This is a genomic window from Thiomonas sp. X19, from assembly GCF_900089495.1.
Classification (GTDB): domain Bacteria; phylum Pseudomonadota; class Gammaproteobacteria; order Burkholderiales; family Burkholderiaceae_C; genus Thiomonas_A.
Genome location: NZ_LT605203.1, coordinates 2,142,306 through 2,167,250, shown reverse-complemented (window position 1 = coordinate 2,167,250; position 24,945 = coordinate 2,142,306). Strand labels below are relative to the sequence as shown.

Below are 24,945 nucleotides of genomic sequence, written 5' to 3'. Positions count from 1 at the left end.
CCCGCGAACAGCTCGTCGAGCTGGCTCGCATCAACTATCCGTTCCATCCCCGGACGGGTCATGAAGTTGAGGTGCTCGGCCGAGTCAGGCATGGAACCGAAGACTTCCTGATTGTCCGTCAGCCCGACGGCACGAGGGCGCATCTACCGCAGTGGATGACACTACCTGCGGCCGGCGATGTGCCCACGCACTGGCCTCCGCGGATGTTGCTGCGCTGCCTGCTTGCGCTGCGAGGCGAACTCGACGCAGTCCTATGTTCATCGACCATTTCCCAGGCACACGGAGGCGTCGATGAAGCCAACCCCGCCGCGAGCGATCCCGCTCGTGCAAGCCGACCTGTTCGACGCCGCAACGGCGCCAGCACCACTGACGCGATTGCAGCAGCGTCACGACGACCTCGTCGAACTGCTGAGCCAACTCCTGTGGCAGGTGGCAAGTCAGTCCGACGTCGTTGAACACATGGAGGATGACGATGAACAAGATCAACCCTGAGCACTTGGCGCGTGGCGCCTACGTGTACGTGCGCCAGTCCACAGCCGATCAGTTGCGCCACAACCATGAGAGTCGCCGGCGCCAATACGCCCTGGCCGATCGGGCACGCGCGCTCGGTTGGACCGAGGTCGTGGTCATCGACGACGACCTCGGTGTGTCCGCCGGCGGCGTCGCACGGCCAGGCTTTGAGCGACTGCTGGCGGCGATCTGCAGCGGCCAGGTCGGCGCCGTGGTGTCCATTGAGGCATCGCGCCTGGCACGCAACGGTCGCGACTGGCACACGCTGCTGGAATTCTGCGCACTGGTGGGCAGCCTCATCGTCGACGAAGACGGCATTTATGATCCACGCAGCGTCAACGACCGGTTGCTGCTGGGCATGAAGGGCACGATGTCGGAGATGGAGTTGTCCCTCCTTCGCCAACGATCCGTCGAAGCCCTCAAGCTCAAGGCGGCGCGGGGTGATCTGCACACGACGGTGGCGATCGGCTATGTGCGCAGCGAGGGCGACCGGATTGAACGCGACGCCGATCTGCGCATCCGCGAAGCGATCGCGGCCGTGTTCCGTCGATTCGCACAGGCCGGCAGCGTGCGCCAGGCGCTGCTGTGGTTCCGACAAGAGCGCATTGATCTGCCCTCGGCGGTCTACGAGAACGGCCGGCGCTGCGTGATCTGGCGTCTGCCGGTCTATAACGCGGTGCTCAAGATTCTCACCAATCCCGTCTATGCCGGCGCCTATGCGTTTGGCCGCACCGAGACACGCGTCCGGATCGAAGCCGGCCGCAAGCGCGTCGTGCACGGCCATCGTCGTGCCCAGGAGCACTGGCAGGTCTTGATCCAGGAGCACCACGAGGGGTACATTGATTGGCCGACCTATGAGCACAACCAGCGCGTGATCGCCGACAACACCAACATGCGCGGCAGCATGGCGCGCGGCGCACCCCGGCGCGGAGAGGCATTGCTGGCCGGGTTGCTGCGATGCGCGCACTGTGGTCGCAAGCTGCACGTCGCCTACAGCGGCAGCGACGGCACCATCGCCCGCTATCACTGCAAGGGGGCCGCGATCAATCATGGCGCGGTGCCTGGATGCATTTCTTTCGGCTCGCTGCGCGTGGACGAGGCCGTCTCCGGCGAAGTGCTGAGCGTGCTGCTGCCGCTTGGGGTGCAGGCCGCACTGCGTGCCATCGAGCACCATGCCAACGATGAGCACGCGACGCGGCGCCAGCTCGAACTCGCGTTGGAGCAGGCGCGCTTTGAGGCGGCGCGTGCGCAGCGGCAGTTCGACGCCGTTGACCCCGGCAATCGACTGGTGGCCGCCGAACTTGAGCGGCGCTGGAACGAGCGCCTCTCCGAGGTTACCCGGCGCGAGGCGGAGATCAAGACGCTGCAGACCGTGACCGAATGGAGCCTGACGCCACAGCAGCGCGACGACCTCATGGCCCTGGGCACCGACTTGCCGCGGGTGTGGTCCCATCCTTCGGCCAGCAACGCCGTGCGCAAGCGCATCCTGCGCTGCGTGATCAGGGAGATCGTGGCGCGCGTGGACGAGGCGCGCATCGAACTCGTCATGCATTGGCAGGGAGGCGACCACACCGAATTGAGCGTGGTGAAGAACCGCACGGGACAGCACCGCTGGACCACCGATGTTGGGGTCCAGGTTCTGATCGTGCAGCTCGCACGCCAGTTGGGTGACGCTGGCATCGCCTCGTTGCTGAATCGTCTCGGCCACCGGACTGGCAAAGGGCATACCTGGACGGAAATGCGGGTGCGTTCGTTCCGCGGCGACCACCACATTGCGGTCTACCAAAATGGAGAGCGCGAAGCGCGTGGTGAGTTGACTCTGGAGCAAGCCGCTGAAGCGCTCGGGACGAGCAAGATGACGGTGCTGCGCATGATCAGCGTCGCTACACTTCCCGCCACGCAGGCCTGCAAGGGCGCGCCTTGGGCCATCAAGGCCGCCGATTTACAGCGTCCCGAGGTCCGCGCATCGGTCTCATCGCCTGGCGTGCGTCCGCTCCCAGACGATCCTCGACAGATTTCTCTTGAACTTCAATAACGTGGTGAGGTGAGCATCATGTCGCGTGATCGGGCCTGCCGATGATCAGGGCGTTGGCGCCCTCGCCGATGAACTTCAGGGTGTGCAGCTCGAAGCAGGCCTGGCGCGGCAGCTTGGGGTTGAAGCGCCAGTCGAAGTCGGCCAGGCTCAGGCGCTCGTCCAGGCGCGCGTGCTTGAAGCGGCGCTCGGTCAGGCGCGAGCGGCGGCGGTCGAGCTCGTCCTGCAGCATGGAGGCGAAGGTGTCGAGGAAGGGCTCCTGGTTGCTCTGGGCCTGCATGAGGCGGGTGCTCAGCGTGTCGGCGATGCCGGACAGACGCAGCTCGCGCAGCGCGCGTTCGATCTCATTCATGGTCATGCGTGAAGCTCCTTGGGGTGGTGGGGTTGGGGGTTTGCGCGGCGCCACGCGCGAACAGCTCGGCGTAGACATCGGCCGAGCGGATCAGGGGGTGTTCCTGGGTCAGGGCCAGCTCGGCTTGCTGCGGCGCATCCAGGGCCGCCAGCGCGTCGGCGACGAGCCGCTCGGTGATGGCCTTGACGTGGCGGTAGCTGTGCAAGCCGTCGGTGATGGCGCGTGCGCAGGCGCAATCGATCAGGCGTTTGGGATAGCGCTCGCCCAGGGACACGATGCCCCAGAGCTTGCGCTGGCCCACGCGGCCCTCGATGGCGAACAGCATCTCGCACAGTCGCGATGCGTCGGGTCCGATGGCCTTGGCCTTGGCCTGGGCCAGGATGCGGCGGGTCTCGCGCGAGGGGTTGAACACGCGCTCGGCCTGCGGCAGCACCACGGTGCCGGGGCGCTCGGCGCGGGCGTGGCTGCGCAGCAGCGCCTGGGTGGCGAGGTCGCGGATCTCGATGCGGCGCGCAAAGAGGCGCACCAGTACCCGCGAGCCGATCGGCGCCGGGCGCGCCGCATAGCTGCAGTGCTCGACGCGCACGCAGGAGTCGTCGCAGACGGTGCGCTGGGCCTCGGTGAAGTACTGCATGCCCGATACCGGCAGCGGCTGCAGCAGCGGGCGTTCCTCCTCGAACATCGCCTGCACCTGGCGGCGCTCGGTGCCGTGGATGCGCGTGGCCGCCCACGTGCGCTCCCAATGGTCGAGGAAGGCGTTCTGCTCCTCGATCGAGGTGAAGCGGCGGCCCTTGAGCGCGGTGGCCTGGGTGTGGCCGATCGCATGCTCCACGGTGCCCTTGCGATTGGGGTCGCGCACCCGGGCCGGGTCGGCGACGACGCCGTAATGCGCCAGCGTGGCGGTGTAGACCGCGTTGAGCTTGGGTTCGTACAGGTCCGGCTTGAGCACGCCTTCCTTCAGGTTGTCGAGCACGACGTAACGACACGATCCGCCAAAGTGCCGCCAGGCCTGCTCGTGCAGTTCGGCCCAGGTCTGCTGGCTGGACTTCCACACCACGCGCCGGAAGCTGCGCCGCGAGTAGCGCAGCGTGGCCACGAACAGCCGCGGCTTGCGGTAGCGCTCGGTTCCGGGAACGAGCGTGGGGGCGCCCTCGCCGTAGTCGACCTGCATCTCCTCGCCCGGCACGAAACTCAGGCGGTCGAACTGCTCGGGCTCCTTCTGGCGCAGGCGCCCGGCGAAGCGCTTGACCGAGTTGTAGGCGCCGGCGAACGCGACCTGGTCGACCAGATCCTGATAGATCGCCGTGGCGTTGCGCTGCAGGCGCAACTGCGCCTCGATGAAGGTGCGGTGCGGCTCGCATGCCGACACCGTGGTGGCCACCGGAGTCGGTGGCCAGGGTGGAGCAGTTTGCCCGACCGAGTCGGTGGCCACCCCGGGGCAGTTTGGCCGCTCGGCGGCAAAGCGCTGCGCGTAGGCGCGGATCGTATGCCGGGACACGCCCGTGATGCGGGCGATCTCGCGCTGCGTCGCGCCCTTGCCCAACAGGGTCAAGATCGTGGTTTGGAGATGTGGTTTCAAGACGTTCACCTGTGCGTCCCCGAGACATGCAAGGGGACAGAAAGTAACGTCCTGCCGGTGTGGCCTCCGGCTACGGCGCCGCCGCGTTTACCGCGTCAAATCGCCGTGACCAGGGTGGAGCAGTTTGACCCGGCCACGAGTGGAGCACTTTGGGTGGCCTTCAGGGCGCTCAAACAACTTGGCGCGAATTCACGCAATACTTGATGAGGCCCCCATCGTGATGCGCATTGCAGCATGAGCCGTTTATTGATCAGGCAGCTTGCCAACCTCGGCACTGAACATGTCGAGATGTATTGGCTTGCAGGTCTAGTCGAGAAGGAGAGCGGTTGGTTCGTCCGGGCTGCCATGCGAGGGGTCGAGTCGGGTCGGTACAGCAAGGTCGAGTTGCCGATAGGATTGCTTCCAATTTTGTCGCTTGGGCATGTTTTCGCGCGGGGTGAACGACAGTCCTTGCCAGCGCGTGGGTTGATTGGGCAAGCGACGATTTCGGATACGTCGGAATGCGAAGAAATCACCTCGGCTGATATACCAGCAGGTCTCTATTCTTTCGACCGCAGGGGCAGTGGCATTCAGCGTCTGCTCCGGTACCGCACAGCGCAAGGGGATGTGCTGATTCCTACCATTGAGTTGGTTCGCTTCCTTTTCTTGCACAACAGCACATTGGCGAATGCCATCGTTCGTCCCGGTGCATTGAATCTGCTTTTTCACCCCGAAGCTCCTGGCTATCAACGTGTGCTGACGTTGCGCTTCACGTCAAAGCTACCCAAGAGGTGCCTGTCGCATCAGTTCGCACAGGAATTTGCGTGGATCGCACTCGATCCAGGTGCGCGGCGCGCTTGGGATAGTGTCTGCCTTCAATCCCTCGGCAAGGAGTATGTGTCCTTCATCCCGTCACAACTGAGAAATTCAGTATGGAAATTCCGAGGCGTTCAGCAGGGCAACCAATGGTTGGTGCTCGAACTCCTGCATCTGACTGGCAAGCACCATCCTTGCGACGAGTTGTATTACGGGCACCCCTCTACGAAGGAGGTCATCCGCAGCAAAGAAAACGCAGAAAGAAAGCCAGGGGCAGACACCAATGGTGATGATGATGTATCAAGGGAACACTTCGTCTACGACTATGAACTGGACGATGGGCAAGACGGAGCCAAGACGCACGGCGAAAAATCGACTGATATTTATTCCAAGCAATCTGAGTTCGACCGCAGCATCACAGTCGAAAAAGTACCGATCAAGTTGGACAGGCCGGGCGGCAACTGGACAACAGAACCAGTGTCCACCACGGGGCCGATGGTTGAGGCTCGTAAAACCATCAAAGTCAGCTCGGGCGATCAGAGACTCAGTGCAACATTGCCGCCGCTTGAGTTCAAGCTGCTCAAGCCGGCCAGTTGGGATTGTGCTGGCGACCTGAGTGCGCTGGCCGGCACAGTACAGAAAATGGCGCAAAGGAAGCCTCACTATGTCCAGTGTCGAACTATGTCCCGTTGCTTCGCGCCCGCCTGAGCCAGCAACGCCTCCTGGCCAACAACGCTGGACATAGCAATCCTCCATGCCGGGCATGTCGCCCGCAAGGAGACCATCTTGGAACCAACCCTGGAGGGCGCGATGGCGCTCGCCCGAAGTGCGACGGGACCACTTTCCCCGCACCTGCCGGCCTTCGTCACGTCATTGATCGATCAGCGCTACGCCGTCGTTTGCGTGCGAGCCAAGGCTTGGCGCGCCACAGCGTTCGATGCCTGGCTTGCGACGCAGGGCGTCGAACTTGCGGACGTCCAAGACGTGCACGTCGATGAGTTCATACGCCGCCCGTATCGCCCTCGCAGCGACTGCCAGGCCCCGCCACGTCGCCACGAGCCGAATGCCGTTCGGCAACTGCTGGGCTATCTTCGTGGGCAAGGTCTGTGCGCTGCGGCGCCCGTAGTCATCGTCCCTGCCGATGTGCTGGTGGCCAGCTTCGCGCAGTACCTGCGACGAGAGCGAGGTCTGGCCACCGCGACGATTGGCTACTACCGGACCATCACCCGCGACTTTCTCGTCCATCGCTTCGGCAGCGAGTGCATCGCTCTCGGTGCGCTGCACGCCACCGACATCATCGGCTTCGTGCAGCATCAAGCCCGGCGCCTCTCGGCGCGCGGGCTCAAGCATGTGGTCACGGCGCTGCGCGCATTCCTGCGTTTCGCCCAGTACCGAGGTGAGATCGACGAGGCGTTGATCAGCGCCGTGCCGGCGGTAGCGGCATGGTCCACCACGCCGCCGCTGCCAAGGGCAATCTCGGCCGAGCATGCACGGCGTGTCATCGAGAGCTGCGATCTGAGTACTGTCGTCGGCCGGCGTGACCGCGCCGTCTTGCTGCTGCTGGCGCGACTGGGCTTGCGCGGAGGCGAGGTCATCACGCTGCTGCTGGAGGACATCGATTGGGACGCCGGTCGTCTGTGCGTGCGTGGCAAGAACGGGCACCAGTGCTTGATGCCACTACCGGTCGATGTCGGTGAAGCTATAGCCGCGTACCTGCAGAACGGCCGGCCCGCGTGCGCCGATCGCCATCTGTTCTTGCGCTCACGGGCACCGCTGCGAGGTTTGATGCATGGGTCCGACGGCGTCGGTTCGATCGTTGGCAACGCACTGCGGCGCGCCGGAGTCGATGCGCCGCACAAGGGGTCACATCAGTTCCGCCATGCCCTGGCCGTTCGAATGTTGCAAGGCGGCGCGTCGCTGCCAGAGATCGGCGAAGTGCTGCGCCACCGCAGCCCGCTGTCCACGTCCATCTACGCCAAGGTGGACCTTGCCGCGCTTCGCCCTCTTGCGCTGCCGTGGCCGGGGAGTTCGTCATGAGCGCGCTTCGAGAGGCCGTGCGCGACTATCTTGAGTTGCGCCGCAGCTTGGGCTTCAAGCTGGAAGACGCCGGCCTGAAGCTGCCGCGGTTCATCGACTTTCTTGAGGGCCGCGGGGCGTCGCGCATCACCACGGCACTGGCATTGGAGTGGGCGCAGCAACCGACGACGGTACAACCGGCCGAGTGGGCGCGGCGCCTCGGCGAAGTGCGCTGCTTCGCGCGCTACCGCCATGCCAGCGACGCCTTGACGGAGATTCCCCCGCAGGGACTGCTGCCGCACCGGTCAACCCGTGCCAGGCCGTACCTGTATTCGGACGAGGAGGTTGAGCAGCTGCTGGCCGCCGCGCTGAAGCTGCCGACCAACTGGCACCGGACGTCGCTGTACCCTTGGAAGTTCCACTGCCTGATCGGTTTGCTGAGCACGACGGGCATGCGGATGTCCGAGGCGCTGAACCTGCAGGTCTCCGACGTCGATCTTGACCAGGCTTTGCTGACGATCCGTGGCGCCAAGCTTGGCAAGATCCGGCTCATTCCGCTGCACGCGTCCACGAGAGATGTGCTGGCGGACTACCTGCGCCGACGCAGCGAGTTCTTCGGCGCAGCCGTCTCGCCATACCTCTTTGTTTCCGATCGCGGCAACCAGATGGACCAGGCCCGCCTGCACCGGACCTTCTACACGCTGTCACGCAGCGTCGGCCTGCGCGGAGCGGACGCGAGTCACGGGCCGCGGCTCCATGACTTCAGGCATCGCTTTGCGGTGAAGGTGCTGTTGGCCTGGTATCAATCGGGCCAGGATTGCGCTCGACTTTTGCCGGTGCTGTCGACGTATCTGGGCCACGTGCGTGTTGAGGACACGTACTGGTATCTCAGCGCCTGGCCCGAGCTGATGGCGCACGCGATGGCGCGCTTGGAGCAGCGCTGGGGAGCAGCGTCATGACGGCCGGCACCAGCTTCGCCGGGCTGTTGCAGCGCTACTTCACCCAGCGCTTGATGCATCAGCGCCAGGCCAGTCCGCACACCATCGCGTCGTATCGAGACACGTTCAAGATGCTGCTGCAGTTCGCCAGGAAGCGGCTGCACAAGGCGCCGTCGGCGCTCGGATTGGAGGACGTTGACGCGCCGCTGGTGGCGGCGTTTCTCGATGACCTGGAGGCGTCGCGCGGCGTCACCGCTCGGACGCGCAACCTGCGATTGACGGCCGTGCACTCGTTCTTCCGCTTTGCGTCCTACGAGGCGCCGACCCATGCGGCGCAGATTGCCCGCGTGCTGGCCGTACCGGCGAAGAAGTTCACTCGGACGTTGGTTCCCTTCATGAGCAGGCCCGAGGTCGATGCACTTCTGGCGGCACCGGACCAGCGAACCTGGTCCGGGCGTCGCGATCACGCGCTCATGCTGGTCGCGGTGCAGACAGGATTGCGGCTGTCGGAATTGACGGGCATCCGCCGCGACGACGTGGTTCTTGGGACCGGGTCGCACGTGCGGGTGATCGGCAAGGGTCGCAAGGAACGGTGTACGCCGCTGAGCAAGAATTCGCGGGCAGTCATGACTGCGTGGATGCGTGAACCATTGAGAGCGCCTGATCAACCGGTGTTCCCCAACGCCCGCGGCGGCCCGCTGAGCGCGCACGGCGTGCAATACGTGGTGGCCAAGCACGTCGCGACAGCCAGCCGGGCGTGCACTTCGCTGGCGCGCAAACGCGTGAGCCCGCATGTGCTTCGGCACACGACGGCGATGGACCTCGTGCAAGAGGGGGTCGACCGGCCGACCCTCGCGTTGTGGCTTGGACACGAGTCGATCGAGACGACGCAGATCTACCTCGACGCAGATTTGGAGATGAAGTCGAAGCTCCTCGACAAGCTCACTCCACCCGAGGGCAAGCCGGGTCGATACCGACCCGACGACGCGCTCTTGGCGTTCCTGAAGAGCCTGTAGCTCTTGCCTGCTATGTCCCGTGTTGCTCCACCGCTTTCACAGGGCGTGTGACAGCGCTGCGGGACATAGTTCGGCACGGGACATAGTTCCGCCTATGTCCTGCGGGACATAGGCGACAGATCCAGTTTGGGATGTCACTGTGTTATCTCAAGACGGGGCGGGTGTTCTCGATGGCCAATCGCAAGCCTCGAGTGGGGCTGGTGGTAACAATCATGCCGCCGGGGTATCCGCCTATCGTGCTGCTGGATGTGGAGCGCACTGGGGATGTCGCACTGTCCCTGATTGCTTTGCGTTTCCACCGTCGCGCGACTTTTGACGTCGTCGAGGCTTCGGTCAAACGATCTCTGGATGGCTTGGTCGATGCCAGCGGTCACTGGGATCATGAGGTTGAGCAAGAATTGTCCAACGTGTGCGTTTGCGAGCGAATGCCCAAGATGCTGACCCCGAGAAACGAGGCTGATGCAGAGGGACAAACCGCTTTATGGGCGATGAAACTGCTACTCAGGCTTGGGCTGGGAGTTGCGCCCGTTGCTTCCGGCGCAGGATAGGACTTTATTTTGTGTGTTTGGTGCACGCACGGTGGCGGTTGATCAAAGCAGGACAGAACTTTTCGATTTGGGCCGCAAGTTAAAGTCTAATAAAATCAATAACTTGCGGTATTTTTAGGATGTGACTTTATTTGTTGCGAACAGCCACCACCAAGGGCATGGTGAATCGGTTTTCCACTGCGTCGGTGCGGCCGCGCCAGGCGTTGATCGCCCAGATCAACGCGAGCCCCCCGGCCACACCCAGCGCCCATGAATAGTTGGCGAACAGGATGGAAAACGGACGGTCGTGAACGACGTTGTACAACTCGTTCAACTGCCGCAGCGGCGGGACGAATTGCGGTGTGGTCAGCGGGTTAGACATGATTGGCCTCCTTGCTGATGTTGATGTCCCAATCGTGATCGTTGTGGCCCATGTCCTGCTGTTCGACCGACCACTGCGTCGGAATGCCTGGCGGGTTGTTCTGCAACTCGGTGGTCAAGCCGATATAGAACACGCGGGGCTCGTTGCCGGTTCCCGGCTTGAGCTGTTGAATGACTTCGCTCAACACCTGTTTGGTCATTGGATCGTTGCGGTCGTTCAGATCGCCGAACTGGCGCGCGCCGCCCACGCAGGTTTCGACACACGCAGGGAGTAGGCCCTGATCGACCCGCTGTGAGCAGAAGGTGCACTTGTCGGCGGTCTTGGTGATGGGATTGATGAAGCGCGCGTCGTAGGGACACGCATTGACACAGGCGCCGCAGCCCCAGCACAGGTCGTAGTCGATTTCGACGATGCCATCCTTGCGCTGCCAAGTGGCGCCGGCCGGACAAACCTCAATGCAGGACGGCCGCTCGCAGTGGTTGCACAGCCGTGGCAGGAAGGCGCGTTTGGTGTCGGGATAGGTGCCCAGTTCCACGTCCGGCACCCAGGTGCGGAACACGCCGGTAGGGATGTTGTTCTCGAACTTGCACGCAGCCGTGCAAGCCTGGCAGCCGACGCACTTGCGCAGGTCGATCAGCATGCCCCAGCGCTTGCCCTCGAACCCTTCCTTGGCGAGGTTGCCGTCTTTGGCGGTGTAGGCATAGGCCGAGCGGTCATGCCCCAATTCATAGTCGGTGCCCGACGGAGTGAGCGATGCGGGAAGATTGCCGAAGGCATCGTCCCCCGGTGGCTTGACTTCTTGCGCCGCGACCGTTGCTGGTCGATCCATGGCAACTGCGGCCGCAGTTGCCACCGTGGCGGCTGTCGTGCCCAGAGCCCTGCGAAGAAAACCGCGCCGGTCTGCTGTCCCAGCGGTTAGCGAAGTAATCGGCCCGTTGCCGCAAATCGCGCCGAAGAAACACAGCGTGCTCCGGTTGTGGCAAGGTGGAATGCGGTGCCGCGGAAGACCGATGTAGCAATGGTGCGCAATGCCCGCGGGTTAGCGTGGTCCTGGGTGACGTCATCGACATTGGTGAATCGTCGCGGCAGTTCATAGCTGGCGTGGCGATATCCCGTTTAAGAGAGTGAGCAAGACGACGTACCCGAGGCGGCACCACATTCCGCAACCGATGATGGAGCAAGCCATGATTCAACGCAATCGCAGCGTCATCCCCAAGCCCGTCAAGGCTCGTGCAGCGGCCTTGACGATCACCCACCCCAATGCCGCAGGCATCGACATCGGCAGCGCAGCCCACTTCGTGGCCGTACCGCCGGACCGCGACGACGAGCCGGTGCGTGAGTTCCCCAGCTTCACGGTCGACCTCAACGCCATCGCCGACTGGCTGATGGCGTGCCGCGTCGACACGGTGGCGATGGAATCCACCGGCGTGTACTGGATCCCGCTGTTCGAGCTGCTGGAGTCGCGAGGCTTCACGGTGCTGCTGGTGAACGCGCGGCACGTCAAGAATGTGTCGGGTCGCAAGTCTGACGTGCTCGACTGCCAGTGGCTTCAGCAGCTCATGACCTATGGCCTGCTCAGCGGCGCGTTCCGCCCGACCGAGCAGGTCTGTGTGCTGCGCTCGCTGTGGCGCCAGCGCGCCATGCTGCTCAGGAGCCAGGGCCGCGACGTCCAGCACATGCAAAAGGCGCTGACGCAGATGAACGTGCAACTCGCCAACGTGATTGCCGATGTGGTGGGCGAGACGGGCCAGAAGATCCTGCGCGCCATCGTCGCCGGCGAGCGCGACGGCCAGGTGCTGGGTGCGATGAAGAACGTGCGCGTGAAGGCCAGTGTCGAGGAGATCGCCAAGAGCCTGCAGGGCAGCAACTGGCGGGCGGAGCACTTGTTCGCGTTGAAGCAGGCGCTGGACGCCTTCGACTTCATCGGCACGCAGCTTGCCGAATGCGACACGCAGATCGAGCAGCAGATGCAAACCCTGCAGGTTCACGACGGCGAACCCGCCAAGGGCAAGAAGCGCGGCCGCGCCCGCAACGCGCCGAAGTTCGATCTGCGCACGCAGCTCTTCAAGATGTGCGGCGTGGACCTGACGCGCATTGATGGCATCGACGTGACCACAGCGTTGGCCGTGATCAGCGAGACCGGCGCGGACATGTCGCGCTTCCCCAGTGACAAGCACTTTGCGAGCTGGATGGGCCTGTGTCCAGGCACCAAGATCACGGGCGGCAAGGTGATGAGCGGCAAGACCAAACGCTGCGCCAACCGCGCAGCGCAGGCGCTGCGACTCGCGGCGGCCGCACTGCGCACCAGCCAGTCGGCGCTAGGGGCGTACTTCAGGCGCATGTGCGCGCGCATGGACAAACCCAAGGCCGTCGCGGCCGCCGCCCACAAGCTCGCGCGGCTCATCTACACGATGCTGACCAAGGGCGAGGAATACACCGACCAAGGCCAGGCCTATTACGAAGAGAGATACCGCGAGCGCGTACTGCGCCAACTGTCCCAGCGCGCCAGCAAGCTCGGCATGCAACTCGTCGCCATGCCCCAGACTGCCTGAACAATACCTTGCCCATCAACCACTTGAGGTGAGTTTCTTAAGAGAGGCTGTAGGTGTCGAGCGCCTCGCCGCGGTCGTTGACCAACAGCACCAGGTTCAGGTGCAGATGCGGCACGATGAAAGTGCTGTAGCGGGCGGTGCAGTCCTTCGGTTCCACGCCGAAAAACGCGGTGTAGAACGCAGTGCTGCGGTCGAGATCGGCCACGCGCAGGCTCAAGTGGAATTCCTGCGCGGATGGAAAGCTCGATGAGGTGTGCATGACGGGTTCCAAGGAAAGCGAAGGGAGGATGGCGCGCCCACCGATTGGACATCGGCTTACGCTGGACGATGCTGACGCAAGCGGGCTGGCCGAGGATCAGAACGCTAGATCGCCATCCACAGCGGCGATTCCCGCCTTGGCGCAGACGTCGTCGTTATCACCACCCGGCGCGCCCGAGACGCCAATGGCGCCCAGCATCTGGCCCGCAGCGTCGATGGGCATGCCGCCGCCGATCATCACCACGCCGGGCAAATTCTTGATCGCCTGTTCGGCGGAATCGGGCTTGCTCACGCGCGCGGCCACCGCGCTGGTGGTTTCGCGCCAACTCGCCGCGGTGCGCGCCTTGCCGTTGGCGACTTCCACGGTATGCCAACCGGCAAAGCGGTCGCGTAGCATCACCAGCGGCAGGCCGGAGGGATCGATCACGGTCACGGCTACTTGCCAGCCGCGTTTGACGCACTCGGCCTTGGCCGCTTGCGCCGCTTTCAGCGCGATTTCGGGGGTGATGATTTTTTGCGTCCAAGTCGCAGCCGGGCTGTCCGCCCAGGCGGCATGGCCTGCCAGAATCACGCTGGTCAGGGTCAATCGAAGGAAGGTTTTTTTTCATCTCGCGTCTCCTTTGTGGGAATTAAGGCCTTCAGGCGGTCGAACCACTGTTCGACCTGCACCCGGCTGGGAATGCCACCAGCGTGCACGACCTTGCCATCGATGACCACACCGGGTGTGCTCATCACGCCGTATTGCATGATGGAGGCGATGTCCTCGACCTTGTCGACCTGGGCTTGAATGCCCATGGCCTGGATCACGTTTTCGATCAGCTTTTGCGTGGCCTTGCAGTTGGCACAGCCGGTGCCGAGGATTTTGATGTTGGTCATGGGGATTGCTCCAAAGGATCAAAACATGAAAATGCAGGGGTTCAGCGGCAGCTCTTGCTCGAGGCTGTGGTGCTGCAGGCGTTGGTGGCTTCTTTGAAGCCCAATGCCTTGAACACTTTGGCCGGTGGGCAATAGCCGGTAAAACCCATCTGGAAAAGGTTCAGGCCGACGAAGGCGGTGAGCCAGAGCCAGGTGGGGTGCAACAGGTCGATCTGACCGGTGAGCTGCGCCAGCACTAGTACATCAACACGAAAATTTCGGAACGTAATGTCGACTGAGCTTCCGATCCGCATCCTGACGAGTGAACTTCCACTCGATGGTTTGCTGCGCGACGTTGCGAGCCTTCTGCCACGCGTCAACCTCGCACTGCAGACGGTGTTGACTTTCAACGCGTCGGTCCAGACACTGACGACTGAGGACACCGATCTCGATCTCCGCCATGTTCAGCCAGCTCGCGTGCTTGGGCGTGTCGTGGAACTGCACCCGGCGCAAGAGCTTGGTTGCTGCGCGTTTGCCCAACACGTCGTCGAAGCACTTTCTGAAGTGGATGTTCAGGTTGTCCAGAACCAGATGAACGCGCCGAGCCTTGGCATACGTATGGGTCAACAAGTTGCTGACGAAGGCCACGAAGTCGGCCTTGCCTCGGCGCTCTGTGACCGAGACGGTCCGTTTCCCGGCTTTGGGCTCGACGGCCACGAACAGATTGGTTGTGCCGTGGCGCACGTACTCGTAATCCACCTTTTCGGGGCTGCGCGATTGCATGGGCAGCGGCGCATGCCTGTGACCGATGAGTTGCAAGCTCTTCTCGTCGATGCAGATGACCGGCTCTGCCTGCGACATCGGCCGCGCATACAGCTCAAGCAAGGCGTACATGCGACTGCGGTACTCCTCAGTCAACTCACCAATGCACCACATCAGCTTGCGCCAGGGCTTGAGATCGTTTTTTTGAGCATGCGCCGCACGGTTTCTCGGCTCACGTTGGCCAGGCCAGGTTCCTGGCGTGCGGCCCGCTCGAGTTCCACCATCGTCCAGCGCTGCCGACCCGCGGGAGGCGCCGAACAAGCCAGCGCCGTCACCCGCGCTTCGTCGTCTGTGTCGTACTGGCGTGGCCGCCCTGAGCGTGCAACGTCGAAGACCGCCAACGCCACGCCGCCTTGTAGATACGCTGCGCGTGTACGCCACACAGCCGTGCGTCCCATTCCCAGCACCGCCAGGATCTGGGCCTCTGGCACGCCCCTGTCCAGCGAGGACAGAACATGCGCTCGATTGACCTCCCGCGCTTGATGCAGCCCTTTGCTGCGAATCGCGTCTACGAGCGATCGATCCTCGTCGGTCAAATGCAATTCCGTCTGTCGCATGACAACACCTCCAAGCATCAAGTCGCGATGTCGAGAGTGTATTCATGTTTCGTTATTTGCGTGTCATAGTACTAGGCTGAGCAACACCATGAATCCGGCTATGACGCTCACCATGCGATTGACAGTCATAACAGCAGTCTCCTTGTGTTTTGAGCGAAAGGGAAAACGATGTGAGAAGCCGCGTCACATCACTGCGTTGAATACATAGCCGACGATGATGATGCCCACCGTCACCACCCCGGCGAACAGGGCGATGAGCTTGGGTTTCATCACCTTTCTCAGAATCATGAACTCGGGGAAAGAAAGGGCAGTGACGGCCATCATGAACGCCAGCGTCGTGCCCAGGGCCGCGCCCTTGCCCAGCAGCGCCTGCACCACCGGGATGATGCCCGCCGCGTTGGAGTACATCGGCACGCCGATCAGCACCGCCAGCGGCACCGACCACCACGTGCTCTTGCCCATCAGGTGGGCCATGAAGTCTTCAGGCACATAGCCATGGATCCACGCGCCCACGCCCACGCCGGCGACGATATAGGGCGCGACCTTGAGCACGATCTCCCGTACATGCTTCCAGCCCTGGGCGAAACGCTGCTGCCAGTCGAGTTTGGCCTCGTCATGGCTGACCGCCGGGATGTCAAACACCCAGGGTTCGACCAGATTCACCGGGTTCATGCGCCCGATCACAGCCCCGGCGATGATGGCCACCGCCAGCCCGAGGCCCAGATAGATCGCTGCAATCTTCCAGCCGAACATGCCGAACAGCAGCGCCAGCGCCACCTCATTGACCATCGGCGCCGACACCAGGAAGGAGAACGTCACTCCCAGCGGCACACCCGCCGTGAGAAAACCGATGAACAGGGGCACCGCCGAGCACGAGCAAAACGGCGTGACGATGCCCAGCGTTGCCGCCAGCACGTTGCCCACGCCTTGGCGCTTGCCTGCCAGAATGGCCCGCGTTTTTTCCGGGGTGAAAAAGGTCTGGCTCACGCCAACGACGAACACGATCAGCGCCAGCAGCATCAGCACCTTGGGCACTTCGAAGGCGAAAAAGCTCACTGCGCTGTAGAGATGGCTGGTAGCCGCCATGCCGGTTGCGCCGGAGAGCCAGCGCATGAAGGCGTCGGTGGCGGGCTGGAGCTGGCCGTAGAGCAAAAACCAGCCGGCCACACACAGCACCGGCACGATCCAGGCGCGCCAGGCGGGGGCGACTTGCAGATCGCCGCTTGCGGCGGCGGGGGATTGGACTTGGGTGTTCATGGAAACCTCGCGAATGGAACCTTGCTGCCAGTGAAGACGAAGCGGGACGCAAAAGGATGCAGGCTTGCGCTGAGATCCTGCAAAAAACGGGACGCCAGCAACGGCATCCCGTCTTGGATTGCTGACGCTCAGATGCGCTTGAATGTCCGTTGCGTGGCGTAGAACGGCTCCACCGGGCCGACCGCCCATCACCCCCACAGGTGCTGCCGAAGTCTTGAAGTGCGGGTCGATGTGAGAGTTTTCGTGGTCCCACACCGACTCCCAAATGCCGTGCATGATGTAGGTGTAGGCGCGCAAATCACTATCGGGCTGCAGCTTGCGCAAAATCTCGGCGCTCTTGGCCGTGTCGAGCACGGGGACGATGGGCTCGGGCACGACACATGGTTTTCCACGGTCAAGAAAGTCGGCTGGCCATCGTCCACCGGACGACAGCGAAATTGCACGAGGCATCGTGACTGGTGTAGATGCCGTGGCGGTTGCCGGCCAGCGTTGTTTCGAACACGCCGCGATACGCAACCATGGGTTTGGGGCTTGGCACCGGTTTGCCGTCTTTCATCAGGACGCCGTGCAGACGCGGCAGGATGTCGTGGTCGAAGGCGGCGTCCGTCTGCGCGGCACGCGGCGCCTGCATGTCGGCAAAGCGCACGAACAGGCTGTAGAACAGGGGCAGGGTGCCGGCCTGCGCGCCACCATGGAGTTGGCAAAGGCCTGCAATCCGGCGTCGAGCGCAGCCTTGTTGGGTTGGGCGACGCGCACGTCGGCATAGAACATCACGGGACCAGTCACCTGTGCGTGCGTTTCGACCGCTCGCGCCGTGGGCGCAAAGCCAGTGGCCATGAGCAAGGTGACGGCCGCCGCAGGGGCTGAGTCCAGCAATCGACGACGGGTGGAAGAAAAGCGGTGGTTGGACATGATGGGTGTGCCTCTCTCAGGTTGGGTCTACCTGTGGAGACGAACCAAGGCCAAAAAGATAGATGCAGCAACGGGACGCCAAGGTACCGCATGCACAACGCGCCATGTCGTACTGGGCCTGCGCAAGGGGCGAAGGACTTGCAAGGCCGGGCGACGAGAGGGTCTGATTCGGCCGTGGGTGTTACGGGTACGACTTCTGCGAGCCACAGCTCGCTTGCGGCACGTGGCAGCAGACCCGCCCGGTCTGGGCATCGAAGCGCACGCCGCACACCTGCACCATGGATTCACGCAGCCGGACGCGCGCCCGCTGGACGCGGGACTTGGCCGCCGGGAGGCTCAAGCCGCGCAGCGTGGCGTAATCCCGCTGTGTCATGCCCTGCAATTCGCAATGCTCGAGCACATCACGATCGTCTGCGTCGAGCGAAGCCAGGGCGTGGGGCAAGCAGTCGGCCAGGGTGTCCACCGCGGCTTGCGCATCGGCTTGCGCCGACAGGTCTTCGGGCAACGGTTCGTGGGGATGGCGTGCGCGCAAAAGATCGACGAGCGCGTTGCGCGCCACGGCAAACAGCCAAGCGCGGGGTTCGCGCAGATCGCAGAATCCACGCCCCTGGTACAGAGCTTTGAGGAAGACCGTTTGCAGCAGGTCGGCCGCCAGTTCGCCATCGCCCAGCCGATGCTGCAAAAACCCCTCGATCTCAGCCTGATGCTTGCGCCAGGCGCGCGTTACACAGGTCTCTGCCAGTGCAGGTACGTGCTTCGATTTGCCCCAATTCAGTGTACATGGCGCCATCATAGGCACCCTGAGATAGCCCGAGTCCTTAGATGGTGCCGTCACGAGATTGCAAGCCAAAGCACCAGGCAGCGTATGTGGACGGCTGCCAGGAATGAAGCGGCGTTTTTGGCGTCGCGCGTCGCAATCCCCCGCCAGCGTTTGAGATGCAAAAACGTGTTCTCAACGAGATGGCGGTGTCGGTCGAGAGGCTTGTCATCACTGCGTTGCTCCTTTCTGTTTTGGCGAGGCGGGATCACGACGCGCAGGCCTCGAGCAGTGGCCTGCAGGGCGATGGCATCGCTGTCGTCGCCCTTGTCGGCCAACAGGTGCTCGGCGCTGAGCCCTTCAATCAAGAGCCCAACCTGCGTGCAATCTGCTGCGGTACCTTGCGTAACAAGGACTCGGAGCGGCAGACCAAACGCATCCACGGCCAGATGTAGCTTGGTGTTGAGCCCCCTTTTGTCAGGCTCATGGCTTGATTGCCGCCACGGGCACCTGCGGCGTGCGGATGAACCTTGATGTGGCTGGCATCGATCATCAGCCATGCGTCATCAGGCTCATCGATCCATTGCTCCAGCAATGCTTCCCAAGCGCCATTGTCACGCCACCGGCAGAACCTGCGGTGCGTGTTCTTCCAGTCCCCATACGAGGGCGGTAAATCCCGCCACGGTGCGCCCGTTCTCAGAATCCAACAGACCGCATTGATCAATCGCCGGTTGTCGTGTGCGATGCCGCCCCACACGCCTTGACGCCCCAACAGTCGCGGCTCAAGCAGAGCCCACGCCGCATCGGAGATGTCATGCCGTTGATGCGTCTCAGCCATTCGCCTGCACCGCTGTCTTTGCAAAACAACATCCTACTCATCTCGTGACGACACTATCTAGTACTTCGTTTCACCAAAACATTGACGATCGGGTCATCTGGAAGTCGAAGTTCTTCCACTGGAAGCGAACAGGATGTGCATTCATCTCGTCGACGCCTTGAAGGATGCGCTGCGTGAGCTCGTCAAGCGAGGCGACTCGGATGTGGCGCAGGAAGGAGCGCGCCATTTTGGAGAACGCAGACTCGACCAGGTTTAGCCACGAGCCGTGCTTGGGAGTATGGACGTACTCGAAGCGGCCAGGGCGGCCCGCCAAGTACGCCATGGTTTCTTTGGAGGTGTGGGCGCTGTGGTTGTCCAGCACGACCCGGATCACCGCTTCGCTTGGGTAATGCTCGTCGAGTCGACGAAGCAGCGCGATGAACTCGACGCTGCGGTGGCGCAACTCGACGTTGGCGATGATCTGGCCGGTATGCAAGTCCAGTGCCGCCAGAATCGACAGCGTGCCGTGGCGAACGTACTCGTAGTCGCGCCCAATGCCGGCGTGCTGGCGAGCGACCGGCGGCCTGTCCGGTGCGGTCGTGCTCAGCGCCTGCACCCCCGGCTTTTCGTCCACGCTGACGGTGTAGATCGGCGCTGGCCGCGCATCGTGCACCGCGTCGGCGCGATACAGGTTCACGTCGCGATAGACCATCAGCACCTCGGCCATCTTGCGCTCGAACTGCGCGTCGCGACGCTCCAGGTAGTAGCGCACCCGGTGCGGCTTGAGTTCGTGAGCATCCAGGATGCGCCACACGGTGGTCTTGTTCGCCTTGGCCAGTCGCTCGAAGCCCGCCTCGGCGGCATGCGTGGCCACATGCTCGGCCAAGGCCGAAAGCGTCCAGAGTTCCGCAGCAAGCCCCAAGTCCTTGGGCTTGCAACAGGCAAGATGGATCACCCAGGCCTTCGCCGCTTCGCTGATCTGCGGCGCGTGCGGCCGGTGATAGCGGTCCCGCAACCCCGTTGCCACACCGGCCGCCAGAGCCTTGTCGATGCACTTGTAGATCGTGGGCCGCGACACACCCAACGCACGCTGAATCTCGGTTGGCGCCTTCCCATCGGCGTAGGCCAGCAGTACCTTCGCGCGCTCGACTTCGCGTTGCAGCGCCGTTCGCGATCCGGCGAGTTCTTCCAACATCGACCGCTGTTCTGCGCCAAGCACCAACGCCGCCCGTCCCGTCCTTCGTGCCATGCCAGCCTCCATGAGGAATTGCTGGAGCGATATGATCGCAGGCAAAAACATTTACGTAAAGCTTTTAGTGAAACGTAGTACTAGTACATCAACACGAAAATTTCGGAACGTAATGTCGACTGAGCTTCCGATCCGCATCCTGACGAGTGAACTTCCACTCGATGGTTTGCTGCGCGACGTTGCGAGCCTTCTGCCACGCGTCAACCTCGCACTGCAGACGGTGTTGACTTTCAACGCGTCGGTCCAGACACTGACGACTGAGGACACCGATCTCGATCTCCGCCATGTTCAGCCAGCTCGCGTGCTTGGGCGTGTCGTGGAACTGCACCCGGCGCAAGAGCTTGGTTGCTGCGCGTTTGCCCAACACGTCGTCGAAGCACTTTCTGAAGTGGATGTTCAGGTTGTCCAGAACCAGATGAACGCGCCGAGCCTTGGCATACGTATGGGTCAACAAGTTGCTGACGAAGGCCACGAAGTCGGCCTTGCCTCGGCGCTCTGTGACCGAGACGGTCCGTTTCCCGGCTTTGGGCTCGACGGCCACGAACAGATTGGTTGTGCCGTGGCGCACGTACTCGTAATCCACCTTTTCGGGGCTGCGCGATTGCATGGGCAGCGGCGCATGCCTGTGACCGATGAGTTGCAAGCTCTTCTCGTCGATGCAGATGACCGGCTCTGCCTGCGACATCGGCCGCGCATACAGCTCAAGCAAGGCGTACATGCGACTGCGGTACTCCTCAGTCAACTCACCAATGCACCACATCAGCTTGCGCCAGGGCTTGAGATCGTTTTTTTGAGCATGCGCCGCACGGTTTCTCGGCTCACGTTGGCCAGGCCAGGTTCCTGGCGTGCGGCCCGCTCGAGTTCCACCATCGTCCAGCGCTGCCGACCCGCGGGAGGCGCCGAACAAGCCAGCGCCGTCACCCGCGCTTCGTCGTCTGTGTCGTACTGGCGTGGCCGCCCTGAGCGTGCAACGTCGAAGACCGCCAACGCCACGCCGCCTTGTAGATACGCTGCGCGTGTACGCCACACAGCCGTGCGTCCCATTCCCAGCACCGCCAGGATCTGGGCCTCTGGCACGCCCCTGTCCAGCGAGGACAGAACATGCGCTCGATTGACCTCCCGCGCTTGATGCAGCCCTTTGCTGCGAATCGCGTCTACGAGCGATCGATCCTCGTCGGTCAAATGCAATTCCGTCTGTCGCATGACAACACCTCCAAGCATCAAGTCGCGATGTCGAGAGTGTATTCATGTTTCGTTATTTGCGTGTCATAGTACTAGCCAATGACAGGTGAAGCGTGGCCACAGGACGTCCATCCCTCGTAGTCCCATGCCATGCATACCTTTATATCTTGAGGTGAAGCCAAGACTTTTCCAGCAGCACCTTCGCGAGGTGCCAGCGCCGGGCCGGTGCGTGAAACTTCACGGCAGGCTTGGGTTCCGCATAAAAATCGCCGCCACCGTAACCCGCCTGTCCGTTGCCATTCTCGATGAAGCATGCGCCGTGACCATCGAATCGTTCGGATGCGTCCCGGCCCAGGATGAGTGAGGCGATGTTCTTCGCGACGATCTCCGCTTCGGCATGCGCGAAGACGCCGGCCTTCGGCAGCGGTTTGCCGAGCTGCAGCGGAATCGAGACGACATCGCCGATGGCGAAGACCTGAGGAAAGCGGGTTTCCAGCGTGTGTCGATTTACGGAAACCCAGCCCGTCTCGCCGACGAGGGCACTCTCGCGGACCACGCGCGGTGCGCGGTGCGGTGGCACGCAGGCCAGGAGATCGAATTCCGCATTTGCGCCGTTCGCAAAGACGATTCGCTTTGCGGCCGCGTCGACCGACGTCACCTGATGTTCGGGGTGGTACGCGATGCCCTTCGCTTCGAGGATCTGTTTCACTGCCGCGGAGGTCTCGGGACCCGCAACCGCCATCGGCCCGGGTTCTGCGGCGAAGACCTCGATGGCAACCGCATCGCGCAGGCCACGCTTGCGATAGAACGCATCGATGAGTAGCGCCGCCTCGTAAGGCGCTGCCGGGCATTTGTACGCGGGCGCCGCCGTGAGCACGATGACGCGCCCCCGCTGCAGCGAGCCAAGCGCGGCGCGCAGGCCTTCAGCACCAGCAAGCGTGTAGAAATTGTGTCCCGCCTCCCGCAGACCCGGCACGGCTTCCGCCGCCAGCTCGGCGCCGAGCGCGACGACCAGGTAGTCCGCATCGAGGATCTCGCCGGATACCGTGACGCGGCGGGTTTCGGGATCGATCTTCTCCACCTCGCCGAGTCGCACCTGGATGCCCTTGCGCTCCAGCCGGGCGAGCGGACGCTGGATGGATGCGGCTTCGCGCAGCCCCACCATCAGCCACAGCAGCGATGGCGCGTAGAGGTGCTCGCGCTCCCGATCGACGAGCACGACGCGATGGAGACGTGGAAGGTGCTTGCGCAGCGCGCTGGCGGCGATGAGACCACCCACGCCCCCTCCGAGGACGACGACGGTCTTGGCGGTATCCATCAGAACACCAGCGTTTTGTCAGCCCACTGCGTCCACGCGGCGAGCTGCTCCATCGTGCTGCGCGGCGCGCCTTCGATCAGCTCCGTGGCGGTGATGCCGCGGGCGTCGATGCAGGTGCCGCAGACGCCGACTTCGCCGCCGTGGCGCACGATCATGCCCAGCATGTCGCCGATGTTGTAGTAGCCCGGCGCCACCTTCTGCCCGGCCTTGGCACAGGCCACCGCATCGCCGATCAGGAACAGCTTCACCTCCTCGCCGCCGGTCTTGAGCATCTGCCGGGCGAGCCGCAGGGCGTTGTAGCTGCGTTCGCTGCCATAGGGTGCATCGTTGAGTACGAATAGATATATTTCATGGGAGTCTCCCTTGCGTTGATGACATGGAATTCAAGGTCGCGATTCCAGCGGCAGCCCCAGTGCCCGCCACTCTGGCACGCCGATTTCGAGTCGTGCTGCCTTGTGGCCGTGGCGCCGCAGGATTTCCACCGCCTCGACCGACATGACGCAGTACGGGCCGCGGCAATAGGCCACCACCTGCCGGTCGCGCGGCATTTCGGCGAGCCGTTGTTCCAGCTCGGCCAGCGGCACCGACAACGCGCCGGGGATGTGCCCGTTGCGGTATTCCTGCTCGGGACGCACGTCGAGCACCACGACTTCATCGCGTCGGACGCGTCCGAGCAGGGTGGCCTGATCCACCGCTTCCAGAACGTTCTTGCCGTCGAGAAAGAGCCGGGTGATGTGCTCGATCTCGGCCAGTCTCGACTCGGCCAGATGGCGGAAGGCCAGAAAGAAATCGCAGACCTCGGTCCCCGCCAGCCGATAGGTGACGTACAGGCCCCGCTTTTCCGCCTCCACCAGGCGGCCTGTGCGCAGCACCTTGAGATGCTGCGAGGCGTTGGCGAGGGTCTGGCCGGTGGCCGCGGCGAGCGACTCCACCGTGCGTGGCCCCTGGCACAGCACATCGAGCATTTCCAGTCGCTTGGGGCTTGCCAGGGACTTGCCCAGGCGCCCGAACTGTTCGTAGATCTGATCCTTGAATGCGCGGTTGTCCATCAGCCGTGCTCCGCGATCGTCCGTTCGCGCCAGGCCGCGATCAACGCCGCGGCGGCCGCGTCGATCTCCGCTTCCCGGGTGTAGTGCCCAACCGACAATCGCACCGCACCCAGCGCCCGCTCGTTGGAAAGGCCCATCGCTTCCAGCACCCCGCTGGGCGCAGCGTCCCCGGCATGGCAGGCGGAGCCGGTGGCGGCGGCGACCCGGTCCACCACCCGCTGCAACAGGGCCGCGCCGGACACACCGGGAAAGGACACGTTGAGGGTATTGGGCAGGCGCTGCTCGGGATGGCCGTTCAAAGCGAGCCCCGGGATCTTCTGCGCCAGGCGCGCATGCAGCCGGTCGCGCAGTGCGCTCAGGCGAGCGTGAGTTTCCGGCAGGCGTTCGCGTGCCAGGCGTGCCGCGGCACCCAGGGCGACGATCTGCGGGATGTTTTCCGTGCCCGGTCGCAGACCTTGCTCCTGGCCGGCTCCGGCGAGCACGGCAGCGATCGGCGTGCCGGTGCGCACGTACAGCGCGCCGACGCCCTTGGGGGCGTAGTAGAACTTGTGTCCGGCGAGGGTCAGCAGGTCGACGCCCAGCACTTCGACATCGAGCGCGACCTTGCCGGCGGACTGGGCGGCGTCGGTGTGCATCAGTGCCCCGCGACTGTGGGCCAGGGCGGCGATTTCGGCGATGGGCTGGATCGTGCCGACCTCGTTGTTGGCGTGCATGATCGACACCAGTCCCGTGTCGGGCCGTAGTGCGGCGGCGACGTCGCCGGGAGCGACTCGGCCGTATTCATCCACCGGCACGACCGTCACCGACCAGCCCAGCGCCTGCAGCCGCCGGGCGGGCTCGTGCACCGACGGGTGTTCGACGGCGGAGATCACGACGTGCCGGCGCGCATCCCCCCATGCCCGCGCCACGCCGAGGATCGCCAGGTTGTTCGCCTCGGTGGCGCTGCCGGTGAACACGATCTCGGCCGCGCGGGCGCCGAGCAGGCGCGCGACCTCCTCGCGCGCTGCCGCCATGGCGCGTCGCGGCGCGTCCGCGTAGGCGTGATCCGAGGACGGATTGCCGAAATGCTCCTGCAGGAACGGCAGCATGGCCGCCACCACTTCCGGCGCGACCGGGGTGGTGGCGTTGTAATCAAGATAGATCGAGACCATGTCGGCATCCTATCAAAAGTACTCAATTATTCAATCGTTATATTGATTACTTGATAGGACGA

The 24,945-nt window shown here is 63.5% G+C and carries 27 protein-coding genes and 2 pseudogenes; 8 read left to right on the top strand and 21 right to left on the bottom strand.

All coding sequences use genetic code 11. The features are described from left to right. The first annotated feature begins 291 nt into the window (after nucleotides 1-291). Both THIX_RS10285 and THIX_RS10280 read left to right on the top strand, forming a co-directional pair. A complete protein-coding gene (locus THIX_RS10285) occupies nucleotides 292-492 on the top strand; it encodes a hypothetical protein (RefSeq protein ID WP_112486169.1) in 201 nt (66 codons plus the stop codon). Then, complete coding sequence (locus THIX_RS10280; protein ID WP_112486168.1) at nucleotides 473-2,545, top strand: recombinase family protein; 2,073 nt, start codon at nucleotides 473-475, stop codon at nucleotides 2,543-2,545. The genes THIX_RS10285 and THIX_RS10280 overlap by 20 nt, the downstream gene beginning before the upstream one ends. A 31-nt stretch (nucleotides 2,546-2,576) precedes the next feature. Here THIX_RS10280 and THIX_RS10275 read toward each other — a convergent pair. Both THIX_RS10275 and istA read right to left on the bottom strand, forming a co-directional pair. After that, nucleotides 2,577-2,900: pseudogene (locus THIX_RS10275) on the bottom strand (ATP-binding protein); the annotation flags it as partial. After that, a complete protein-coding gene (gene istA, locus THIX_RS10270) occupies nucleotides 2,887-4,482 on the bottom strand; it encodes an IS21 family transposase (protein ID WP_112486167.1) in 1,596 nt (531 codons plus the stop codon). The pseudogene THIX_RS10275 and the gene istA, both read right to left, overlap by 14 nt. Nucleotides 4,483-4,707: 225 nt before the next feature. On the opposite strand from istA, the gene THIX_RS10265 reads away from it, so the two are divergent. The 5 genes from THIX_RS10265 to THIX_RS10245 all read left to right on the top strand — a co-directional run bounded on the left by THIX_RS10265 (nucleotide 4,708) and on the right by THIX_RS10245 (nucleotide 9,786). After that, on the top strand, nucleotides 4,708-5,976 hold the full coding sequence (locus THIX_RS10265; protein WP_112486166.1) for a hypothetical protein: 1,269 nt from the start codon (nucleotides 4,708-4,710) through the stop codon (nucleotides 5,974-5,976). A 78-nt stretch (nucleotides 5,977-6,054) separates the two neighbouring features. Next, on the top strand, nucleotides 6,055-7,305 hold the full coding sequence (locus THIX_RS10260; RefSeq protein ID WP_146748500.1) for a site-specific integrase: 1,251 nt from the start codon (nucleotides 6,055-6,057) through the stop codon (nucleotides 7,303-7,305). Further along, nucleotides 7,302-8,243, top strand: a complete 942-nt coding sequence (locus tag THIX_RS10255; RefSeq protein WP_112488300.1) for a tyrosine-type recombinase/integrase — start codon at nucleotides 7,302-7,304, stop codon at nucleotides 8,241-8,243. Before THIX_RS10260 ends, THIX_RS10255 begins: the two co-directional genes overlap by 4 nt. Next, nucleotides 8,240-9,238, top strand: coding sequence for a site-specific integrase (locus tag THIX_RS10250; protein WP_112486164.1), 999 nt, complete (start codon nucleotides 8,240-8,242; stop codon nucleotides 9,236-9,238). Before THIX_RS10255 ends, THIX_RS10250 begins: the two co-directional genes overlap by 4 nt. A 170-nt stretch (nucleotides 9,239-9,408) precedes the next feature. Continuing rightward, the gene (locus THIX_RS10245; protein ID WP_146748499.1) at nucleotides 9,409-9,786 is read left to right on the top strand and encodes a hypothetical protein; all 378 of its coding nucleotides are present in this window, start codon (nucleotides 9,409-9,411) and stop codon (nucleotides 9,784-9,786) included. Nucleotides 9,787-9,913: 127 nt separating this feature from the next. On the opposite strand, the gene THIX_RS10240 is transcribed toward THIX_RS10245, so the two are convergent. Beyond that, on the bottom strand, nucleotides 9,914-10,147 hold the full coding sequence (locus THIX_RS10240; protein WP_112486162.1) for a hypothetical protein: 234 nt from the start codon (nucleotides 10,145-10,147) through the stop codon (nucleotides 9,914-9,916). Further along, nucleotides 10,140-10,976, bottom strand: a complete 837-nt coding sequence (locus tag THIX_RS10235; protein ID WP_112486161.1) for a 4Fe-4S dicluster domain-containing protein — start codon at nucleotides 10,974-10,976, stop codon at nucleotides 10,140-10,142. Before THIX_RS10235 ends, THIX_RS10240 begins: the two co-directional genes overlap by 8 nt. A gap of 343 nt (nucleotides 10,977-11,319) precedes the next feature. Between THIX_RS10235 and THIX_RS10230 the strand changes: the two genes are divergently transcribed. Beyond that, nucleotides 11,320-12,699, top strand: coding sequence for an IS110 family transposase (locus THIX_RS10230; RefSeq protein ID WP_371412996.1), 1,380 nt, complete (start codon nucleotides 11,320-11,322; stop codon nucleotides 12,697-12,699). 37 nt (nucleotides 12,700-12,736) lie between these two features. On the opposite strand, the gene THIX_RS10225 is transcribed toward THIX_RS10230, so the two are convergent. From THIX_RS10225 to THIX_RS10145, 17 genes and pseudogenes are all read right to left on the bottom strand, one after another. Next, entirely contained in the window at nucleotides 12,737-12,958 is a 222-nt protein-coding gene (locus THIX_RS10225) for a VOC family protein (RefSeq protein WP_233224506.1), read from the bottom strand. Nucleotides 12,959-13,054: 96 nt separating this feature from the next. Then, a complete protein-coding gene (locus tag THIX_RS10220; RefSeq protein ID WP_233224505.1) occupies nucleotides 13,055-13,543 on the bottom strand; it encodes a heme-binding protein in 489 nt (162 codons plus the stop codon). After that, complete coding sequence (locus tag THIX_RS10215) at nucleotides 13,540-13,833, bottom strand: thioredoxin family protein (RefSeq protein ID WP_112486160.1); 294 nt, start codon at nucleotides 13,831-13,833, stop codon at nucleotides 13,540-13,542. Before THIX_RS10215 ends, THIX_RS10220 begins: the two co-directional genes overlap by 4 nt. Nucleotides 13,834-13,874: 41 nt before the next feature. Continuing rightward, nucleotides 13,875-14,069, bottom strand: coding sequence for a DUF2892 domain-containing protein (locus THIX_RS10210; RefSeq protein WP_233224504.1), 195 nt, complete (start codon nucleotides 14,067-14,069; stop codon nucleotides 13,875-13,877). A gap of 7 nt (nucleotides 14,070-14,076) precedes the next feature. Beyond that, nucleotides 14,077-14,748 (bottom strand): IS630 family transposase, encoded by a 672-nt coding sequence (locus THIX_RS24180; RefSeq protein WP_112486155.1) that lies wholly within the window; start codon nucleotides 14,746-14,748, stop codon nucleotides 14,077-14,079. Then, nucleotides 14,748-15,191, bottom strand: coding sequence for a helix-turn-helix domain-containing protein (locus THIX_RS10200; protein WP_112486154.1), 444 nt, complete (start codon nucleotides 15,189-15,191; stop codon nucleotides 14,748-14,750). Before THIX_RS10200 ends, THIX_RS24180 begins: the two co-directional genes overlap by 1 nt. Before the next feature lie 183 nt (nucleotides 15,192-15,374). Next, the gene (locus THIX_RS10195) at nucleotides 15,375-16,823 is read right to left on the bottom strand and encodes a permease (protein ID WP_233224503.1); all 1,449 of its coding nucleotides are present in this window, start codon (nucleotides 16,821-16,823) and stop codon (nucleotides 15,375-15,377) included. 19 nt (nucleotides 16,824-16,842) lie between these two features. Then, the gene (locus tag THIX_RS10190; RefSeq protein WP_146748498.1) at nucleotides 16,843-17,094 is read right to left on the bottom strand and encodes a hypothetical protein; all 252 of its coding nucleotides are present in this window, start codon (nucleotides 17,092-17,094) and stop codon (nucleotides 16,843-16,845) included. Nucleotides 17,095-17,541: 447 nt separating this feature from the next. Continuing rightward, nucleotides 17,542-18,150, bottom strand: coding sequence for a sigma-70 family RNA polymerase sigma factor (locus THIX_RS10185; protein WP_112488297.1), 609 nt, complete (start codon nucleotides 18,148-18,150; stop codon nucleotides 17,542-17,544). 41 nt (nucleotides 18,151-18,191) lie between these two features. Then, a pseudogene (locus THIX_RS10180) lies at nucleotides 18,192-18,955 on the bottom strand (IS5 family transposase). 70 nt (nucleotides 18,956-19,025) lie between these two features. Beyond that, on the bottom strand, nucleotides 19,026-20,183 hold the full coding sequence (locus tag THIX_RS10175) for an IS630 family transposase (protein ID WP_112488296.1): 1,158 nt from the start codon (nucleotides 20,181-20,183) through the stop codon (nucleotides 19,026-19,028). Nucleotides 20,184-20,271: 88 nt separating this feature from the next. Beyond that, nucleotides 20,272-20,943 (bottom strand): IS630 family transposase, encoded by a 672-nt coding sequence (locus THIX_RS24175; RefSeq protein ID WP_112486155.1) that lies wholly within the window; start codon nucleotides 20,941-20,943, stop codon nucleotides 20,272-20,274. Then, a complete protein-coding gene (locus THIX_RS10165; protein WP_112486154.1) occupies nucleotides 20,943-21,386 on the bottom strand; it encodes a helix-turn-helix domain-containing protein in 444 nt (147 codons plus the stop codon). Before THIX_RS10165 ends, THIX_RS24175 begins: the two co-directional genes overlap by 1 nt. Before the next feature lie 139 nt (nucleotides 21,387-21,525). Beyond that, nucleotides 21,526-22,683 (bottom strand): NAD(P)/FAD-dependent oxidoreductase, encoded by a 1,158-nt coding sequence (locus THIX_RS10160; RefSeq protein ID WP_112486153.1) that lies wholly within the window; start codon nucleotides 22,681-22,683, stop codon nucleotides 21,526-21,528. Then, nucleotides 22,683-23,030 carry a DsrE/DsrF/TusD sulfur relay family protein gene (locus THIX_RS10155; RefSeq protein WP_112486152.1) on the bottom strand — a complete coding sequence of 116 codons (348 nt, stop codon included), beginning with the start codon at nucleotides 23,028-23,030 and terminating at the stop codon, nucleotides 22,683-22,685. Before THIX_RS10155 ends, THIX_RS10160 begins: the two co-directional genes overlap by 1 nt. A gap of 36 nt (nucleotides 23,031-23,066) precedes the next feature. Next, entirely contained in the window at nucleotides 23,067-23,732 is a 666-nt protein-coding gene (locus THIX_RS10150; RefSeq protein ID WP_112486151.1) for a metalloregulator ArsR/SmtB family transcription factor, read from the bottom strand. Next, complete coding sequence (locus THIX_RS10145) at nucleotides 23,732-24,883, bottom strand: cysteine desulfurase family protein (RefSeq protein WP_112486150.1); 1,152 nt, start codon at nucleotides 24,881-24,883, stop codon at nucleotides 23,732-23,734. The genes THIX_RS10150 and THIX_RS10145 overlap by 1 nt, the downstream gene beginning before the upstream one ends. Nucleotides 24,884-24,945: the final 62 nt, after the last annotated feature.